This window comes from Streptomyces sp. NPDC089915, from assembly GCF_040684675.1.
Lineage (GTDB): Bacteria > Actinomycetota > Actinomycetes > Streptomycetales > Streptomycetaceae > Streptomyces.
Genome location: NZ_JBFBGN010000265.1, coordinates 1 through 3,458, shown reverse-complemented (window position 1 = coordinate 3,458; position 3,458 = coordinate 1). Strand labels below are relative to the sequence as shown.

General features: G+C 72.8%; 4 protein-coding genes. All 4 read right to left on the bottom strand.

Annotation, left to right across the window (positions count from 1 at the left end):
• Positions 1–54: 54 nt before the first annotated feature.
• Positions 55–969: an ADP-ribosylglycohydrolase family protein gene (locus AB0O29_RS34585; protein WP_365160012.1), complete on the bottom strand. Its 915-nt coding sequence runs from the start codon at positions 967–969 to the stop codon at positions 55–57.
• Positions 970–980: 11 nt separating this feature from the next.
• Complete coding sequence (locus AB0O29_RS34580) at positions 981–1,640, bottom strand: histidine phosphatase family protein (protein WP_365160009.1); 660 nt, start codon at positions 1,638–1,640, stop codon at positions 981–983.
• Positions 1,641–1,715: 75 nt separating this feature from the next.
• Complete coding sequence (locus AB0O29_RS34575) at positions 1,716–2,321, bottom strand: YdbC family protein (RefSeq protein WP_365160006.1); 606 nt, start codon at positions 2,319–2,321, stop codon at positions 1,716–1,718.
• A 33-nt stretch (positions 2,322–2,354) separates the two neighbouring features.
• Positions 2,355–3,185: an arylamine N-acetyltransferase gene (locus tag AB0O29_RS34570; protein ID WP_365160003.1), complete on the bottom strand. Its 831-nt coding sequence runs from the start codon at positions 3,183–3,185 to the stop codon at positions 2,355–2,357.
• Between the last annotated feature and the right edge of the window lie 273 nt (positions 3,186–3,458).

Genomic DNA, 3,458 nt, shown 5'->3' with positions numbered 1-3,458 from the left:
CGGGGGGAGTGCCCCCGCACCCGGGTCCTCGACGTCGAGCCCTTGGCGGCCGCGTCAGGCCGGTACCTCCGGCAGCCAGGCCGGCAGGGCCTCCGTCCGGTCCAGCCAGGCCGGAGGAAGCGCGCCGGCGCCGCGCGCGCCCAGGACCCCGCCCACGATCGCGCAGGTGGTGTCCACGTCCCCGCCCACCTGGGCGGTGGTCCAGAAGGCCCGCTCGAAGTCGTCCAGCGCCCGTGCGGCCGACCACAGGGCGAACGGCACCGTGTCGTGGGCGCTGGTACGCCGGCCGCAGCCCAGGACGGCCGCGACGGTGTTCGCGTCGCCGTAGTCCAGCATGTCCCGCGCCCGGCGCACGCCCGCGCCCACGGCGCTGCGCGGCACCAGCGCGATCACCCCGTCCAGCAGCTCCTCGGCTGTCGGCGGCCCGGCCGGGGCGGCCGCCAGCGCGGCCGCGGCGGCGACGGCCATCGCCCCGCACACCGCCTCGCGGTGCTGGTGGGTGGTGTAGGCGGAGATCTCCGCCTGGTGGGTGGCCTGCTCGGGGTCCTCGGCGTACCAGGCGCCCAGCGGAGCGATCCGCATGGCGGCGCCGTTGCCCCAGGAACCCTGCCCGTTGAAGAGCTCGGCGGCCAGGGTGCGCCAGTCCTCACCCTCGCGGACCAGGCGCAGCATCCGGTTCACGGCGGGACCGTAGCCCCGGTCGAAGTCGTGGTGCTCGGCGAAGGAGGACGCCAGCGCGTCCTGGTCGATGCGCCCGTGGGCGGCGAGCACGGCCACCACCGAGCAGGCCATCTCGGTGTCGTCGGTCCACTGCCACGGCTCGCTGCCGGCCGGCAGCTCGCGCCGCTTGAGCAGCGGGTAGTTCACGGGGACGAAGTACTGGGAGCCCAGGGCGTCCCCCAGGGCCAGCCCGCGGAGGCTGGACAGGGCGCGCGCGTAGCGCCGTTCGGAAGCGGAATCAGCGGTCATCGCGCGCCACTTTAGCCGTCCAGGTCATAAGGCTCGGGTGTGGTCCACCGCTCAAACGGGCGGTCCATCCGGTAACGGCCGTCGGAACCCAGCAACAGGATCCGGAATTCTCCGTTCCCAGGGTTGGAGAGGGCCTCGAACTCGGCGACCGACCAGTGGAACCAGCGCATGCAGAAGAGCCGCATCGTCAGGCCGTGCGTCACGAGGAGGACGTTCTCGGGGTGGTCGGGGGCCTCGAAGCTGCGGTAGAGGCTCTCCAGGAAGGAGCCGACGCGGTCGTAGACGTCGGCGCCCGACTCGCCCTGGGCGAACCGGTAGAAGAAGTGCCCGTAGGCGTCGCGGTAGGCCTTCTGGAGTTTGACGTCGTCACGGTCCTGCCAGTTGCCCCAGTCCTGCTCGCGCAGCCGGGGCTCCTCGCGCATCCGCACCCGCGCGGGGTCCAGGCGCAGCTCGCGGAAGGTCTGGAGGGTGCGGCGGTACGGAGAGACGTATGCGCTGATGTGCTCCTCGCCGAAGAGCTCGCGCAGCCGGACCCCGGCCTCCGCCGCCTGTTCGCGGCCGGACCGGGTCAGCCGCAGGGCGTGGTCGGGCTCGCGCTCGTACACCGTGTCATCGATGTTTCCCTCCGATTCCCCGTGCCGGACGAGGACGATGCGCCGTGGTCGGACCATGCCCCGACCCTATGCGGCCCCCCGGGGCGCGAACGCCCCGGGCACGCCGGTCACCGGCGGTGATCCGTCGTACGGTCATACCGTCCAGCTCGGTTCGAGGTCCACGACGTCCCCGGTGAGCGCCTCGACGTCGGCCTCGGTCTGGGCGCGCAGCGAGAGCCGCTCCACGCGCTCCTGCCGGTACTTGCCGTGCTCGGCGGCCGCGCGCCACATGGACAGGACGAGGAACTCCCGGCCCGGCGCCTCCCCGAAGAGCCCCCGGATCATCCCGGGCGAACCGGCCATGGCGGGGTTCCAGACCTTCTCCTGCATCAGCGCGAAGTGCTCCACCCGGCCTTCACGGACGCGGGTGTGGGCGACCCGGACCACGTCGGCGTCGCTGAAGCGCGGCTCGAAGCCGGTCTTCACGTCGAAGCGGTAGTCGAAGAGCGTGACCCGCGCGTCGGTGTAGGTGCCGCTCTGCGCGGCCGCCAGCCTGTCGTGCGAGCGGGCCATGAAGGAGTCGTAGAAGGAACGGCTCTCCCAGAACGCGAAGACATGCGCGACCCCCTGCCGGCCTCTGCTCCAGCCGCCGCCCTGCCCCCGGAATCCGGGTTCGCCGGGCAGCCCCGCCCACTTGCGCTGCCCGCGCTCGAACCCGCGTCGGTCCGTCACCGTGCAGCGAATCCACTTGACCAGCACCGCGCCATCGTACGGGCCCGGACCCGGACCCGGTCAGTCCTCGGAGCGGTGGATCCGTACCAGTTCGGCCGCATCTCGCGCGGGCAGGCGAAGGCCGAACTCCCGGTCGAGCAGGGCGAGCAGCCCGTCCGGTCCGACGGTCTCCCGCTCGGTCCGCCCGTCCGGGTACAGGCGCATGAGCTCCCGCCCCACGAGCGTCGTGCGCACCTCGTCCCCCGGGAGCTGGACGAGGGTCCGCCCGACGAAGGAGGAGCGGGGGTGCGTGGAGCTGTAGTGGTTCAGTACGACGTAGTCGACGGGGTGGTAGCGCTGCGGGGAGAAGGCGTACAGGTCGCGCCACGCGTCACCGCGGCGGATGCGCAGGACGAGGACGCCGTCCTCCTCCTCGTGGACGGCGAAGGTCCACGGCCCCTGGCGGACCTCGGCCCCGGGCCGCGCGAGCGGGACGGGCTCGCGCGGGCCCTGGTAGCCGAACCCCGCGTCACAGAGCCACGGTTCACCGCCGACGGTGACGACGAGGGCCGCATGCGTCACCGCGAGCAGGGTGTCGCCCCGGGTGCGGTTGCGGGCGCCGCGCCCGGAGACCTCGAAGCCGATCCGCTCCAGGGCGGCGGCCAGCAGCGAGTTCTGCTCGTAGCAGTAGCCGCCGCGGCGGCCGTGCACGAGCTTGTCCTCCAGGGCCTTGACCTCCAGCGCGACGGGGCGGCCGAGCAGGACGTCCAGGCTCTCGAAGGGGATGGCGGCGGTGTGGGCCCGGTGCACCGCGTACAACGTCTCGAGGTCCGGCCGCAGTTCCCGGCCGTCGCCCTTCAGCCCGATCCGCGCCAGATACGCGGCCAGATCCAGCTCGTCACCGTTCCACATACCGATCCGCTCCCCCGCAGCGCCGCTCCCGGGCCCGCGCGTACCGCGGACCCCGCTCAATGATCGTCATGCCCGCCCCCCGCACCAACCCGTATGCACCCGCTCCCGAGCCTGGAACGCCGAAGAGGGTGCCGACCCGCGGGTCGGCACCCTCTCACGTGGCGCTAGGCGTCAGCCGTACTGGCGCAGAGTACCTATTCCGGGCGTGCGCTATTCCCCCGCCCGAGGGCGCCGAAGGTCGTCATCCTCTGACCGTGCAGCGATATAGGTGGC